The following is a 14239-nucleotide window of genomic DNA, read 5'->3' on the forward strand; positions in this document are numbered from 1 at the left end:
CGTGTCAGTGGGTGCGCATTATAGGGAGAATCGAAAACGATGCAACCCCTTTTTTGATCTTTTTGATAAAACGCTCAAAAACACAGCAAAACGGCTGTTTTTGGGCAAAAAACAGACAAAACACGACAAATCTTCTCTGTGCTTCTATATTAATTATTGCGAAGTTTAATTAACTCGTTAAGATAGCTAACTCTTTTGTTAAATTAATGTTTAACCTTCTTTTTAATTGGTATGTTTATATGAAGTCTTTTGATCATAAAGTTTTTTTGATCACTTTGGTTATTGCAGTGGCGAGCTTTTTCATTGTTGATCTGGCATTAAGCTCTACTGAGCTCAGTCCTGCACTTATGCTAACTATTGGTATTATTATCGGTGGTTTAGTCGGCCAAGTTATTAAAAGTGATACACAACAAGAACAACAAGCTAACTTATCTACCACCACATTATACGTCGGTAATTTACCTTACCGAGCGAATGAGCACGTGGTTCGGGAGCTTTTTGAACAACAGGGCCAAGTTTTTTCTGTGCGATTACTAAAAGATAAAAATACAGGTAAGCGCAGAGGCTTTGGCTTTGTCGAAATGGCAGAATCAGACGCTGACAAAGCGATTTCTCAGTTAAATGAGCAAGAGTTCCAGCAGCGTACGTTGAAAGTAAGAAAAGCCAAACAAAAACCGGAAAAAGAGCCTAGTCACTCTCCAGCTTAATGTAGTTGATGGCTTTTTGGCTTTGTTCGATAGGTGCAGTGGCATAGTAATCTATATCACTCGCACCTACTATCCTTCCAACCTCTTCTGACAGCAATACATAATCATCAGCCAATAGGCTTGCCGCTCTTCTGGCAATGGCATTACCGGAATCAATTAACTGCATACTCGTCGGCAATAGTTTCTTTAACGCTGGTGCTAGTAATGGAAAGTGCGTGCACCCTAACACTAATCGGTCTACCTCTTTGGGTATATTGATATTATATAATTCCCGCTGAAGCTCAGCACAATTAATCTCACCGTTCCAAAATAGTTGTTCAGCAATTCTGACCAGTTCAGTTGAGTGAAGAGCGGTCACTTTGCAATCACCTGCAAAGTCGGTAATAAGCTTTTTGGTGTAGGCGTTATTCGAAGTCGCAGGTGTCGCTAACAGTGCAATATGCTTAGTTTGAGAGGTTGCTGCAGCCGGCTTTATGGCGGGTACTACGCCAATGACGGGAACATTAGCATAACGGCGTGCTTCTTCTAAGGCATATGTGGAAGCCGTATTACAGGCAATAATGATCATATCAACTTGGTTTAAGGCTTGATTTTGCCAAACGATAAGCTGCCGTATTCTGGCTTTAATTACCTCTTGTGGCTGTAAGCCATAAGGCAAAAGAGCGTTGTCCATAACATAACTAAAATGAGCATCACCGATCTGCGTGCGCACTTCATTCAATACGCTCGTTCCACCCACTCCTGAATCAAATACTAATATGTGTGGCAAACTTCAACTCCCATAACCCTAGGCGCTGAAGTTTGCCACGACTTACTAATAAAATAAACTAGCTAGTTTGCTGCTGTTGCTCTGCGTTCGCGTCATTGAGCTTGTTAAAGAAGCTGCTGGCATAGTTTAAGAACTCGTTAAGTCGTGTTTGCCCTTGGTTCATCCACGCCATAATATCTGGTATTTGCTCTTGAGCATTAAACTTCTTAGCTTGCTCTTGAATGGTGGCCAGTTGATCATTCAGTGGTGCAAACGCCTTTTCCAACTCTTTCATTGGGTTGCTTTGCTGATATTGCGCAATCGCGGCACTGGTTTTACTTTGCTTTAAATCCATAGTGAAGTTGGTGATCTGATCCGATCCCAAGCTCAATGATTTGGCCATATCAAAGGCGCTGTCGTACTCGCCGGCAAAAAAGGCATTACTGACATCGCGAATATCTTTCATCATGTCGTTGATGGCTTGCTGTTCGTCTTCATTCAACTCACCATTAACTTCAATTGAAAAACTGACTTGTTGCGACGATTTAATGCCATAAGCCATACCTTGATCATTGCCCTTTTGCGCAACGCTGGCAGCGCGGCCTTGAGAGTATGCATCAGAGAAAGAAATCACCACTTCGTCGCCTTCGGCAGTAGTAAAAGCATATTCTGCTTGATTGGATAAGCTGGCAAACTGTGCGGCACTGACTGCCATCGCTTGCGGTGACTTTTCTTCAAACAAGGACTTTTCAAATTCATCCAACCCAGAAAAGATCCCTTCTTTTGACTGCGCAATGCCCTCTTCGATGTCGCTATTAAACGCTCCCATGCCCTTGAGTTCCTCGCTGGCCTCATCGATCCCTTGCTGTACACCTTTACGAGCATCGCTCAGCATTGACTTTAAAGCGTCGTCACTTTCGCCATTGGCTTGCGCTTTCTTAACCGCCCCTTGAACAAACTCCAAGACATTTTTAACAATGGCCTCAAAATCAAAAAGCGGCTTGTCTTTTTTGTCTTGAGCGGGTTTCTCGATCCCCAGCTTTTCAGCTAGCTTATCGTCTAATAACTTAGCAGCCAGTTTTGATTTATCGCCGGCGTAATTGTCAGTGTTAAGTTGTATATTTGGTCCAGTTCCTTTGCTTTTACCAGGCTTATGCTGCATTGCTGGGTTAAGCAACTGGTGTAATTGCCCTATTTTCATGGTTTGCCCTCCACATTATCTAGCTCTAATTATCGGCACAGAACTAAAAAGCTGTAGTAATATGTGCAAAAAAACATCAACTCCGTATAGACAACAATGCTAGACTGGACAAATTAGCAACGCTCCCTACAATAGCGCCTCTTAATTCAACATAGATGGTTTTAGCATGGCTGTAATAAAAATCGATGACTCTACCTATGCGCAACAGTTAAGCGAAAAAGCTCAACGTATCAGCGCGCAATTCGCTAAATTTAATGCTCCGGAGCTTGAGGTGTTCGAGTCTGCACCGCGCCATTACCGCCAACGCTGTGAGTTTCGAGTCTGGCATGACGGTGACGATCTGTTCCACATCATGTTTGATCAACAAACTAAAGAAAAAATACGTGTTGATAGCTTTGACCCAGGCGCCCCGTTAGTCAATGAAATGATGCAGGTGATGATCGCGAAATTAAAGCATAACGAAATCTTGCGTCGTAAGCTGTTTCAAATTGATTACCTAACCACACTCAGCGGTGAGGTACTAATTAGCTTGCTTTATCACAAGCAACTCGATGAGCAATGGCAGCAAGAAATGAATGCACTGCGCGATGAGTTACAACAGCAGTACAAGGTTGACTTTATTGGCCGTGCAAGAAAGCAAAAAGTGGTGTTTGGCAATGACTTTGTTATTGAGTCACTGACGGTGAACGGCAAGCGTTATGTGTATCAGCAGGTAGAAAACAGCTTTACCCAGCCCAATGCCGAGGTCAATGAAAAAATGTTAGCTTGGGCACAGTCGATCAGTCAGCCATTAAGCAACGATTTACTCGAGCTGTATTGCGGCAACGGTAATTTTTCCATTGCCTTAGCTGAGCATTTCAACCGCGTCCTGGCTACTGAAATATCAAAGTCTTCAGTGAAGTCGGCGCAATTTAATATTGCCGAAAACCAAGTTGAAAACTTAGACATTATTCGCATGTCGAGTGAAGAGTTTACCCAAGCCATGCAAGGGCAGAAGTTTTCACGCCTGAAAGACATTGATTTGTCTTCCTACAATTGCCAAACCATTTTGGTTGATCCACCCCGTGCAGGTATGGATGAACTCACTTGTCGCTTAGTCAGTAATTATGACAATATTATTTATATTTCCTGTAATCCAGACACACTGGAGCGCGACTTAGAGTTATTGTGCCAAAGCCATAAAATAGCACGTATGGCGATTTTCGATCAGTTCCCTTACACCCATCATATTGAATCCGGTGTCTATCTAGTTAGGAAGTAGTCGTAGTTGGCTTAGCTAAATAAAAAACCCCGCATCGCGATGCGGGGTTTTTTATTTGACTCAATCAGTTATGTATTGAGCCTGTTGTTCTACTAAAGCAATTATTTCTTAGCAAGGTAGTTGACTAACGCTGCAATTTTCTCAGGCGTTGTGGTGTTTGATTCACGTAACAACAACTTATACTTACCGTTAACGATAAAAGTCGGTACCCCAGTTAGCGCGCCTTTCTGAGTTAAGTTTTGCTGCATACGCTGCATTTTTGAGGTTTTTGTGCGTACGGCAAAGCTGGCATAAAGCTTATCGAACTTCTCACCATCAACACCTTGTGCTACAAAAATGTCCTTAACATCAGCTAATTCGTTGATTTTTCCACGCTTGCCATGAATGTGATTAAACAGTGCAGCCACAATTTTATCTTTTTGCGGTAGAACAGATGCAGTTGCTAATGCCTGTGCCAGTACTTGTTGTACTTCTGGGTCTCTAGGACCGACAAAATCAATATGGCTTTTTTTCAGGGTCACCGTTTCATCGAGCTGCGGCTTAATGTCTGCCAGCATATTTTCCATGGAATTACAGGCTGGACAGTAAAACGAAAAATACTCCATAAGCTCAGGCTTTCTGGTTGCACGTTCTGCTACCACTTCATAGTGAACTCCTTCTTCATAAGGGGCTGCTTGTGCTGTTAATGGCAACATCAAAGCGATGGCCAAACCTTTGATTAATTTCAACATTAGTTACTTCTCCAGTCCTTATTTTTCTAATAGGTAAGCAATAAGCTCATCAAGTTGTGCTTGGCTTTCAATCCCCTGCATGATGATGCGATACTTATCATTAACGATGAAAGTCGGCACCCCTTTTAATGCGCCTAACTCTGAATATTTTTCTTGTGCTTTTTGCATATTATTCTCAGCACTGATCACCGGCATGCTGGCCACAGCGGCTTCGAATTTCTCTGCAGCAATACCGTTTACCGCTAAAAGTGCTTTAACGTCTTTAATGTCTCTTAACTGATTCTTTTCGATATGGATGGCACGGAAAATCTTTTCTGCGATGACATCTTCTTTATCAGCTTGCTTAGCAACAATATAGGCATAGCTCAGATTACTTTGTGTTTGCGCAGGCAATCCACGTAAAAAGTTTACATGGCTTTTCTCAAACACCGCCCCTTCAGGTAAATTTGCTTCGATGGCTTTTGCGATTGGCTCAAAGCGGAAACAATGTGGGCAGTAAAATGAGAAGAATTCAGTAACTTTAGGGGTTTCACTCGCAGGTGTAGCAATCGTTTCATAGTGCGTACCGTCAACAAACTCTGATGCCAAGGCAGCAATAGGTAAACATAACGCAATAAATGCAAGTTGTAATTTTTTTAGCATGCGACTCTCTCTAAATTTTATGGAAATAAGCTCAAACTTGGTTCGCTCAGTGCAGCCAGTTGCTCTTTTAATGCTAGGATCTGCTGTTCCCAGTATTTGTCCGTTGCAAACCAAGAAAAGTTCCGTTCAAAAGCAGGATCTTGCCAGCGCTCAGCAAGCCAAGCCATGTAATTAATCATCCGCATGGCACGTAAAGGCTCAATTAAAGCCAGCTCCTTACTATCAAACGAGTTAAATTCTTCATATGCCATCAACAAGGTGTCGAGCTGCAATCTCTGCTCATTGCGATCGCCGTTAAGCATCATCCACAGGTCTTGCACTGCTGGACCTTGGCGACAATCATCCAGATCCACCAACATCAACTGCTCGCCTGACCAAAGTAAATTGCCAGCATGGCAATCACCATGCAGCCGAATGGTTGAATCCACTTGATACTGCTGTGACGCTAAGTTAATGACTTGCTCAAGGATAGTAACAAATGGAGTGTGTAAATGACTAGGCACTAATTGGCTTTTTAATAAGGTTTCTTTTGCCTTAAAGAGGAACTGTTCAGTGCTTAATGTTGGCCGATATTGAAATGGCTTACTGCCAGCTAAGCCATGCAGCCTGCCGAGATAACGCCCCAAAATCTCTAGGTGATCCAAATTATCTAGTTCAAATTGTCGTCCACCAACACTTGGAAACAAGGTAAAACGGTAGCCGGCATGACAATGCAAGCTGTTGCCCGCAATGACTAAAGGCGCTACCACAGGTACCTCACCCTGACTTGCCGCTAAGGCAAACTCATGCTCTTCTAAAATTTGCTCATCCGTCCAACGACTAGGGCGGTAGAACTTCACAACATAACGACGGCCATCCTCAGCAGCAAACTGATAAACTCGGTTTTCATAACTGTTTAGCGCCAACAACCCAGACGTCGGATAGATTTCTAGCGATTCAATAGCATCCAAGATTAAATCTGGTGTTAAGGCGTTAAAACTAAAATCATTCATATAACTCAGCGATAAAAAAAGCGGGTTGCCCCGCTTTCTCTACCTTCCTTTAAAGAAGTTTGTGGGTTGCGCCAGTTGTTCACCTGGCTCACTCTCATTAATTAATATAAATTCAAACTCGGTAACCGGCTTGTTCAAATCGTACGGGTCGATTATCACCGACAAAGGAACGTTTAACGTGCTACCTGCTGGCAGCTCAAAGTTCTGTTTACCGATCACTTCGTAATTACTTAGACCGTCGATCGCGATAGAAAATTGCTGTGCTACTTGCGCTTTGTTAATCACTTTAAGGGTGTAGGTATTTTCTACACGACCATCAAAATCGACCCGATACAACTGATTCCTGTCTCGGATGATATCAAGATCCATCGCTTGGCGCATGGCAATATTGGCAGCCAATGCTCCAGTAATGACCACCAACACCATTAGGTAACCTATTAACTTACCGCGAACGGCTTTGGTTTTTTCGGATGAGGCTTCTAGATTACGCTCAGTAGTATATGAAATCAGGCCGCGCGGATAATTCATCTTATCCATAACGCCGTCACAGGCATCAATACAAGCGCCACAGTTAATGCACTCATATTGCAAGCCATTACGAATGTCTATTCCTGTAGGGCATACCTGAACACATAAATTACAATCGATACAGTCACCCAGTCCCAGCTCTTTAGGGTCTTGCTTACGACCGCGTGGTCCACGTTTCTCGCCACGGCTGGCATCATAACTTACCGTAAAGGTGTCCTTATCGAACATCGCCGATTGAAAGCGTGCGTATGGGCAAATATGCAAACACATGATTTCTCGCATCCAACCAGCATTACCATAAGTACATACCGTGAATACAATAATGCTTAAAACAGCATAAAAACTGGCATCAAAGGTCACCAGATCGGGGATCAGCGCTCTGATAGGGGTAAAATAGCCAACAAAAGTAATTGCGGTGTAGAGAGAAAATAAAATCCAACTGCTGTGTTTTGCCGTTTTCCGCCAAAACTTATCAAAGTCCATTTTTCTTTGATCCAGCTTCTTACGTTGGTTGGCACTGCCCTCAAACTTTTCTTCAAACCAAATAAAGATAAATGTCCACACCGTTTGCGGGCAGGTATAGCCACACCAAACTCGGCCATAAAAAGTGGTGACTAAGAACAGCGCAAACGCCGCAATCATCAAAATAAAGGCAAAGATAGTTAAATCTTGTGGCCACAGCGTCATGCCAAAAATAGTAAACTTTTGCTCAAAAATATCGAATAACACCGCTTGATGGCCGCGAAAGTTTAGCCAAGGCAATAACATGAAAGCGAGCATGCCAACAAACCCAATACGACGACGTAATAGCTGATGGAGACCTTTTACGGCTCGAACATAAATGCGATTTCTTGGGTTAAAGCGATCGGGCGTTGAGCTGTTAAGCGATTTACCTTGCCCACTGCCATTAGGTTTTTGGATTTTAACATCTGACGGGATGTTCTTTACCTTAATTTTATCGTTCTCCATGGAAGCTCCTTAGTGCTTAGGAACGAGACGCACTTGCTACAGTGACCCCTGACGCAAATTGTCACAACAATGACGACTTTGCCAATCTGACTGTAACCCTATTATACGCCGTGAAACCCTATAAGTAATAGCAAGTTGACTTAAAACTCATAATAAACTGTGAGAGTCCTTGCGGCGCTGGCCTGTAGTTTATTAAACTAGCGACACCAACAACATTAGCCAGATCAAAGCCAAGTTAAATTATGAAAAAATTTATATTGCTCGCCATTGTCGTGGTAGCACTATTCACGGTTGATCATCCGATCATCAAAGAGCCTAGGGAAAAACTGCTTGGCCAAGGCGTGGAAGTTCTCAGTGAAACCAGCAAGGTTCGCCGTAGTACAGCCGCAAGGATAGCCAGAGCAAAAGTTGTCAAAGCACTAGAAATGACTGAAGCAGAGCACAATTACATTACCGAAGCCCTAGCAACAGATGAAAAAGTAAGGATTTTTCATCTCAAATATTGCAAAGAAAATGACATTAACCTGTATTTCTATGGTCCCGACCTGATTAAAATCTGTGACATCACCGCACAAGCAATGCAGGAGGCAAAAGCGCTGTAATGGACTTTGACGCACTGAATAAAAAATTTGCCAACTCATTTAATGAGCAAAAGGCGTTAATTAAAAAGCTCAGTCAAGGCAAGCAGGTGCGCTGCCCTGACTGTGGTCAAGTAATTGCACTGAGCTTAATTGCAGGGCAAGAAAAGCGCGCCGCAGCAAAGTGCCCCAAAGGCTGTACCACGATAGAGTTTGACTTAGTTTAGCCTTCAAACAGACCGCTGTTGACCGCAGCGACTTCAACCAACTCAGCATAGGCTGGAGCAAACTCTGCTGCTAACTCACTTTGCTCTTGGATGAACTCAGCCAATGGCTGTTTTACTTGTGAGCAGTAAGCCTGAAGTTGTGCTTCATCCAGTGAAAATAGTCCTAATTGCTCAGTGCTCACTTGCAGCGCTTGTTTTAACTCATCATTGAGCGGACTGGCCATTAACTGCTGATAAAATGGCGTTGCTGCCATTAAAAACCCCTCACACCAACTGTGTTTTTGTTGCAACGGGGTGGTTGCGTGCCAAGGTAATTGAAAGCCGCTTTCATACACTTGCTCGCTGATCTCATGGTGTAGCGCCATCAATGCCACAGCAATCGCTTCGTCTAAGGCTTGATCGTCTTTAGTTAAGGTTTTCAGCCACTGCTCGACTTCTATGCCATTAGGATCGACACAGGTCGCGAATAAAAACCCCTGTAAAAATGGCAGATCAATGGCAATATCACGCTCAGCGAAATACCCTAATGCCGCTTGTTGCTGCTCGTCTGAGAATTCAATGTTGTACATAACTGGCCTTGCAAAGCGCTTTGGCGCGCATCAAATTACGTTCGATATTATAAGTTTACCGGATAACGGCCATCGCTGTCAGGTCGGCCTAAAAACTTCACGGCATCATGCACTTCTTTCGGTAAACTCGCTTCTGGCTTAATATTACCTGCAACGCGGAATTGAAAGTTGGCAGCCAGAGTGGCATCGGCCTGCAGCCCTAAACGGTTTTCAGGGTCTACCACAACCGCAATATCGCCCGACTTACAATCAAGTTGGCCGCTAAGGTCGCCAATACTGAACCAGCCATTCATGCCTTTAACATCAATGTTTGGGCTGCTGATTTCCCCCTGTAGGTCTTCACAATATGGCTGCCCTAATTGGTAGTTATCCACATTGACTATCACTCGACCCTTGGCATCGACGGGTAAAGGCAGCGTCACTTGCTCCATGGCTTGCTCAACACTGAAGCGCAAAGAAGCATTACTAACCTGTAAAGACTGGCTAAACACATTACTTGAGAAGCGCGCGTTACCAGAAATTTCATTGCTGTCTCTGGCATTGCCAAACTTCACTCGCCCAGCCAAATTGCCACCTAATAATGAAGCTGGCTGCAATTGCCACTCCAGTTGATTAAGCTGAATATTATTGAAGCGCACGCCACTCACTTGACCTTGCCAAACCGTACCATTAATCGCCCCAAGCTGAAGGTTGGCGGGTAACTGGCCCTTAAACAACTGCAAAATCACAGCAGCTGGCATGGTAAAGGCACTGAAAATAATAAATGCGATTAAAAATATAATCACTAGAGATAGTGTTCTTTTCATAATTATTTCTCTAAAACCAAGCGGCTAACACGGACAAACCCAGGTAGATTGCCTTCAGCGATGTCCAAGTTTTCTACTTTTACGCCGTGTTTGTTTGTTAATTCATCCAACCAGCTGATCAATTGGTTAAATTCAACGCTGTCAATGGTGAGCCGTAATGAGTCACCACTGGGCTGCATTTTACTAATATCAATATCAAAACGATTACGAGTACGATTCACCACTTGACTGATGTTGCCGGTGGCGATCACTTTTGTGGTACTGTTGGACTTTAATTGTGCGACACTTTTACTCACCCAATTCACTAACTCATGATTGCGTTTTAACTTGGCTTCGGCATCACTCACCGCCTGGTTTAACGGCCTAAATACCACCATCACCAAAAAGAACACAATGAATACGGCGCCTACAATCAGCAATAATCGTTGCTCTTGCTCTTTTAAGGATTGCCAATAATTCAGAATTTGTTGCTTCATACTGCACCTCTGATCCGGATCTCACCAACGACAAAGTCACCATCGTTGTTTAGTGCCCCTTGCTCAACGCTGACACCGCGCTGTTCCAAAATGGCTTTGACTTGGCCAAACACTTGGAACTCTTTCGCTCTGGCACGGATCCTCAGCTCATTTCTACGTCTATCATAGCGAAAGCTTTGTGGGGTAAAGGCATCCACTTCATCATAAATAGCAACGAAATGATTGGTGAGCTGTAATAACCCACCTTGCTCTGTACCAGACAAAGCAGCTAAATCATTTTTGATCTGCACCCGCAATAAATTAGGTCTGACGACTTTATTGGGAAATGCCTGTTGATACATTGCCACCGCTTGCGCTTCAAGCTGCTCAGCTTGTTCACTGACAACATAAAGTTGCGTGCTTTTTATGGCGATAAAGCTGAGCACAGCTACGCTCGCTGCAATCAGGCCACCACGCCAATCACGCCACCATTGTGGCTGCTTTTTCTTGGCCGCAAATGGGCCCTGACGTAGATTAAACTCTATGCCATTTAACTGCTTGGCGAACAGCGCTAAAGGTAAATCATATTCTTGTTGCTGCGCGACTAATTCAACTTCTTCAGGCAAGCCTGCTGCAGGACTGTAATGCACCACTTTCGTGGTGCCACTGATGGCTAAATAGTCATGACACCACTGTGTTTCTGCTGCACCAATTTGCCACCTATTATGCCTAAATAACCATTGCTCACCCAGTTGTACCGCCGTTGTGGCTTGCTCTTGATACGGCAGGCATAAAGCTTCAGGTAAGGCGCGAGCGACATTGATGTCGGCCGCTTGCAACAGCTCGAACCACTCTGCCAGCCAAGCTTTATTGCACAAGGCGACATCAATGGTATGTTGCTCACCTTCATGGCCAGGCTTACCTGGCGCAATAAACAAGCTATCAATATCCGTTGCCACTTGCTCTTCTAGCATAAATGGCAGCGCCTGTTCTAGCTTACGACTCCATTTTGCTGGCAGCGCCAATGTTCTCAGCTGCACTGCGGTTGCTGGCAGCAGCAGCACCACCTGACGTGACAGGGCTTTTTCAGCCAACGTGTTGAGTTGTCGGCTATTTTCCAATTCGCCACTGGCAATAATTTGTTGTTGTTCTGTCGACCACACAAGCCAATGTATTGTTGCCTGGTGTGACTGATCCACTCGGATCAATAATTGCTCTGTCACTCTATGCCTCCAAATTTGCGAGCAAGCACATGCGCTTTACCGTTTTTTGTTTCTATAATTGATGTCATGGAAAAGCGTCGCTCATCAAACATCGCTGTTGCTCGCAACTGAAAATAGTTGCTGTTAATGGTAAAAATCTTGGAAGTCTTATTAGGGCTTTTCACCCCTTGGTTAGCCACTTCCGTGTAAAATTCGTTAATATCGCTGAAACCTTCTTTGGGCCTCGCGGCAATAATGGCATCGGCGCCAGACTTGGTTAAACCGGGGATAAGCGCAGACAATAACAAAGATTGTTCAGGTAAAAGGGTGTTTACGTTTATAGCAAGCTCTGCGTTGCCTGGGATAACACATACATAAGGCTTAACCTTTTCCATCACCAACGGATTAAAGCCACGGATCACTCTCAGCTCGCTAACGGAAGCCATTAAATTGTTGGCCGTCAAGTAAGGCATTTGTCGTGACATATATTCGTCTTCCTCAGCCCCTGAGCGATAGGTGATGCTGTCTTCGTCGAGCCAATCATAAACCCCATCTGCAAGTGCCTCTTCGCTTTCATAGCTGGGCAAATCATCAATGTTTTTTAACAGCTCCAATAAGGCGGCATGTGCCGGATTCGTGTTTTTGCCACCGAGCTGCTGTGAGCCTTGGTTAGTGTTATTGTTTTGCGCTTTCGCGCGCAAGGCATTGAGGTTTAAACACGCTTGTAAATCCGTGATTTTGCCACTCAGAGTGCCATGATCCACAGGATATGGGATCTCTTCCCTTGCCCATGGTTGATCTAAGTTGATGCTATCAGGGTCGTCTTTTTTTACTTGTACCAAGGCTCGCTTAGCAAGTTCTTCGGCGCCATAGCTATACCATTTAGCTTGTTGCTGGGTCTGAATGTTGGTCGCCTTTTGCACTTGTACCATCAAGCTATTGGCCATGTCTGCTGCAATTGTAGCGGCTAATGCGACAATAAATAAAACAATAACGAGTGCCGCACCTTGCTGTTTCATCATGGCAACAGCTCCTCGTCACGCTCACCTGTTCCAGGTGTTAGAAATAAGCGTGTTATTGGATCACTATCACGTTGCTGCAACGTCACTCTTACCGCTTTGGGTAAGGCTTTTGCACGCCAGTCGCTCTGCCATTCTAGTTTATCATCTAAAAATTCAAATTTGAGGTCTTCAACGTCATGTAAAATGACCTGGGCTCGTGGCTCGGTGCCATCGAGCTGATCGACGTAAACGCGGTAGATGCGCTCTAAATTATCATCGATTACGCGATACCCCACCGCTTGAAGTTCTGAACGCGGTAATAAATCAATCGGATTCGTCCAGCCATCACGGACAAATGCAATGCCATCAAATTGGCTATTTAATTCATAGCGGCCATGTATTATGTAAGTAGGGCTGAAATCACCAGCCTCATTGCGCACTTCACGCTTAGTTATTTGGTTGAAGTCTTGATCCATTAACCGGAAGGTTGTTTGTAACCCTTCCATTTCAGCTATTTTTTCTGCCGAAGCTTGCTGGGCATTGAGTGTCGAGTCTAGAATTTGATGCGTGGCCGTGACCACGACCGCCAAAATGGCTAACGCCAATAACACTTCAATTAAGGTAAAGCCAAACTGCCTTTTCGCCATCACCACTATTTCCCTCGATACATGAAAGTCGTGATGTCATAAATCGAATGCTGCAGCTCAGGGTCGCGGAACACGTGCACGCTGAGCTTTACAAAACTGGGATCGGCGGTTTTTTCTACCTTTTGCTGCCAATACCAAGTGACGCCGGCCATTTCCTCTTCCCCTTTGCTGCCGTTACCCCCTTTCCAATTGGCGCCTTGGGCACGTAAAAACACCAAGCGATTTTCCGCTACCCACGATGCGTAGGTTTGCTCTTCCAGTGAACCTATGTGAGTGATGTGTTCGCCAGTGGCTTTCATCGCTGCGATCCCTGCCACTGCGCATATACTTAACGCCACCATCACCTCAAGTAGGGTGAAACCGAAACTGTTGCTGCGCCTCATAGTTCAGGCTCCCGCACTAGGCCAACCGGTGCCATAAATTCACCTTCGACAAAATAAAGTGGCTCAGTAAGCGAGGTGTTCTCAACCTTTAAGCGAAAGGCACTGACTTCACCGGAAGATAAGATCAGCACTTGGGGGATTTTCAGCTTCTTTAACTCCAACAGTTCATCATCATCGCCACCACTCATCAGCTCTCGCCAGTTGGCTTGTTCTAACAGGTTATCTTGCGACCAAGGTAAGTCCTCTAAAATGAGCTCAACCTCGTACTGCTCAGGAAATTTAATCGCTTTATAGATGTCATCGGCTTCGAACGTGGTCCATTTTTCACCATCAAACACCAAAAACTCAAGGGTGTCTTTATCCAGATGAAGCCCTAATTCGACTTGGTTGAGCACCGCAAATTCTGAGGCTAAGTTGATGGTCCCTTGAACGCGCATCGCCATCTTTTCTAATTCCTCTTCATCACTGTCACTTACGGTGTAGGTAATTAGATTGACCGAAAAAGCAATGATCACCAAAACAACGAGGACTTCAAGTAAACTGAAGCCCTGTGTTTTGTTGCGATTGGAAAGAGGCGAGTACAACAACATCA

18 protein-coding genes are annotated in these 14239 nt (G+C 44.3%); 4 read left to right on the top strand and 14 right to left on the bottom strand.

The features are described 5' to 3' along the window. The first annotated feature begins 239 nt into the window (after positions 1-239). Complete coding sequence (locus ACNKW2_RS12950; protein ID WP_336568463.1) at positions 240-707, top strand: RNA recognition motif domain-containing protein; 468 nt, start codon at positions 240-242, stop codon at positions 705-707. On the opposite strand, the gene murI is transcribed toward ACNKW2_RS12950, so the two are convergent. Both murI and ACNKW2_RS12960 read right to left on the bottom strand, forming a co-directional pair. Beyond that, positions 688-1476 carry a glutamate racemase gene (gene murI / locus ACNKW2_RS12955; RefSeq protein WP_419148952.1) on the bottom strand — a complete coding sequence of 263 codons (789 nt, stop codon included), beginning with the start codon at positions 1474-1476 and terminating at the stop codon, positions 688-690. The genes ACNKW2_RS12950 and murI overlap by 20 nt on opposite strands. A 58-nt stretch (positions 1477-1534) precedes the next feature. Beyond that, complete coding sequence (locus ACNKW2_RS12960; protein WP_419148953.1) at positions 1535-2656, bottom strand: DUF5610 domain-containing protein; 1122 nt, start codon at positions 2654-2656, stop codon at positions 1535-1537. Between the two features lie 166 nt (positions 2657-2822). Between ACNKW2_RS12960 and trmA the strand changes: the two genes are divergently transcribed. Then, positions 2823-3917, top strand: a complete 1095-nt coding sequence (gene trmA, locus ACNKW2_RS12965) for a tRNA (uridine(54)-C5)-methyltransferase TrmA (protein WP_419148954.1) — start codon at positions 2823-2825, stop codon at positions 3915-3917. 101 nt (positions 3918-4018) lie between these two features. Here the strand turns inward: trmA and ACNKW2_RS12970 are convergent, their stop codons facing one another. From ACNKW2_RS12970 to ccoG, 4 genes are read right to left on the bottom strand one after another with little or no spacing between them, the layout of a single operon-like run. Further along, on the bottom strand, positions 4019-4648 hold the full coding sequence (locus ACNKW2_RS12970) for a thiol:disulfide interchange protein DsbA/DsbL (RefSeq protein ID WP_336568457.1): 630 nt from the start codon (positions 4646-4648) through the stop codon (positions 4019-4021). Positions 4649-4666: 18 nt separating this feature from the next. Further along, positions 4667-5290, bottom strand: a complete 624-nt coding sequence (locus ACNKW2_RS12975; RefSeq protein WP_336568456.1) for a thiol:disulfide interchange protein DsbA/DsbL — start codon at positions 5288-5290, stop codon at positions 4667-4669. 17 nt (positions 5291-5307) lie between these two features. Beyond that, on the bottom strand, positions 5308-6282 hold the full coding sequence (locus tag ACNKW2_RS12980; protein WP_419148955.1) for a serine/threonine protein kinase: 975 nt from the start codon (positions 6280-6282) through the stop codon (positions 5308-5310). Positions 6283-6321: 39 nt separating this feature from the next. Continuing rightward, positions 6322-7779 carry a cytochrome c oxidase accessory protein CcoG gene (ccoG, locus tag ACNKW2_RS12985; protein WP_419148956.1) on the bottom strand — a complete coding sequence of 486 codons (1458 nt, stop codon included), beginning with the start codon at positions 7777-7779 and terminating at the stop codon, positions 6322-6324. A gap of 242 nt (positions 7780-8021) precedes the next feature. Between ccoG and ACNKW2_RS12990 the strand changes: the two genes are divergently transcribed. Both ACNKW2_RS12990 and ACNKW2_RS12995 read left to right on the top strand, forming a co-directional pair. Beyond that, on the top strand, positions 8022-8381 hold the full coding sequence (locus ACNKW2_RS12990) for a hypothetical protein (protein ID WP_419148957.1): 360 nt from the start codon (positions 8022-8024) through the stop codon (positions 8379-8381). After that, on the top strand, positions 8381-8584 hold the full coding sequence (locus ACNKW2_RS12995) for a hypothetical protein (RefSeq protein WP_419148958.1): 204 nt from the start codon (positions 8381-8383) through the stop codon (positions 8582-8584). Before ACNKW2_RS12990 ends, ACNKW2_RS12995 begins: the two co-directional genes overlap by 1 nt. On the opposite strand, the gene ACNKW2_RS13000 is transcribed toward ACNKW2_RS12995, so the two are convergent. The 8 genes from ACNKW2_RS13000 to gspH are packed head-to-tail and all read right to left on the bottom strand — an operon-like array spanning position 8581 to position 14237. Then, complete coding sequence (locus tag ACNKW2_RS13000) at positions 8581-9153, bottom strand: UPF0149 family protein (protein ID WP_419148959.1); 573 nt, start codon at positions 9151-9153, stop codon at positions 8581-8583. The two genes, ACNKW2_RS12995 and ACNKW2_RS13000, sit on opposite strands and share 4 nt — an antisense overlap. 47 nt (positions 9154-9200) lie before the next feature. Further along, positions 9201-9959: a type II secretion system protein N gene (locus tag ACNKW2_RS13005; protein ID WP_419148960.1), complete on the bottom strand. Its 759-nt coding sequence runs from the start codon at positions 9957-9959 to the stop codon at positions 9201-9203. Between the two features lie 2 nt (positions 9960-9961). Next, a complete protein-coding gene (gspM, locus tag ACNKW2_RS13010) occupies positions 9962-10435 on the bottom strand; it encodes a type II secretion system protein GspM (protein WP_419148961.1) in 474 nt (157 codons plus the stop codon). Next, the gene (gene gspL, locus ACNKW2_RS13015) at positions 10432-11637 is read right to left on the bottom strand and encodes a type II secretion system protein GspL (RefSeq protein ID WP_419148962.1); all 1206 of its coding nucleotides are present in this window, start codon (positions 11635-11637) and stop codon (positions 10432-10434) included. Before gspL ends, gspM begins: the two co-directional genes overlap by 4 nt. After that, positions 11634-12635, bottom strand: a complete 1002-nt coding sequence (gene gspK / locus ACNKW2_RS13020; protein ID WP_419148995.1) for a type II secretion system minor pseudopilin GspK — start codon at positions 12633-12635, stop codon at positions 11634-11636. Before gspK ends, gspL begins: the two co-directional genes overlap by 4 nt. Next, the gene (gene gspJ / locus ACNKW2_RS13025) at positions 12635-13264 is read right to left on the bottom strand and encodes a type II secretion system minor pseudopilin GspJ (RefSeq protein ID WP_419148963.1); all 630 of its coding nucleotides are present in this window, start codon (positions 13262-13264) and stop codon (positions 12635-12637) included. The genes gspK and gspJ overlap by 1 nt, the downstream gene beginning before the upstream one ends. Before the next feature lie 5 nt (positions 13265-13269). Next, positions 13270-13647: a type II secretion system minor pseudopilin GspI gene (gene gspI / locus ACNKW2_RS13030; protein WP_419148964.1), complete on the bottom strand. Its 378-nt coding sequence runs from the start codon at positions 13645-13647 to the stop codon at positions 13270-13272. Further along, complete coding sequence (gene gspH / locus ACNKW2_RS13035) at positions 13644-14237, bottom strand: type II secretion system minor pseudopilin GspH (protein WP_419148965.1); 594 nt, start codon at positions 14235-14237, stop codon at positions 13644-13646. The genes gspI and gspH overlap by 4 nt, the downstream gene beginning before the upstream one ends. Positions 14238-14239 lie beyond the last annotated feature (2 nt).

The organism is Pseudoalteromonas 'SMAR' (assembly GCF_048515945.1).
Lineage (GTDB): Bacteria > Pseudomonadota > Gammaproteobacteria > Enterobacterales > Alteromonadaceae > Pseudoalteromonas.